Origin of the sequence: Megasphaera sp. NM10, assembly GCF_000417505.1 — a bacterium.
GTDB classification, from domain to species: Bacteria; Bacillota; Negativicutes; order Veillonellales; family Megasphaeraceae; genus Megasphaera; species Megasphaera intestinihominis.
Map to the genome: position 1 here is coordinate 1 of NZ_APHY01000162.1, position 478 is coordinate 478.

At 52.1% G+C, this 478-nt stretch carries 1 rRNA gene; it reads left to right on the forward strand.

What is annotated here, in order from left to right:
* Positions 1-322 (forward strand): 23S ribosomal RNA (locus NM10_RS12860); the annotation flags it as partial.
* Positions 323-478 lie beyond the last annotated feature (156 nt).

Genomic DNA, 478 nt, shown 5'->3' on the forward strand with positions numbered 1-478 from the left:
GCTGGGTTCAGAACGTCGTGAGACAGTTCGGTCGCTATCCATCGCGGGCGTAAGAAACTTGAAAGGGGCTGCTCCTAGTACGAGAGGACCGGAGTGGACCGACCAATGGTGTACCAGTCATGGCGCCAGCCGTGCAGCTGGGTAGCTACGTCGGGGACGGATAAACGCTGAAAGCATCTAAGCGTGAAACCAGCCTAGAGATGAGGTTTCTCATTACATTAGTAAGTAAGGTCCCACAAAGACGATGTGGTTGATAGGCCGGGAGTGGAAGTACAGCGATGTACGGAGCGGACCGGTACTAATAGACCGAGGACTTGACTTAAGCAGAGAGCCATGTTTGAAGGAGCCGAAAGGCGACGCACAAACATGTGCGAATCGCTTACTCCGAATCTCAGGAGGCTGTGAATTGGAACAGATACACAGAGAGAACGACGATTCGGAGACGAGCGGAAAGATTCTTGATAGTTCGTTGGATGTA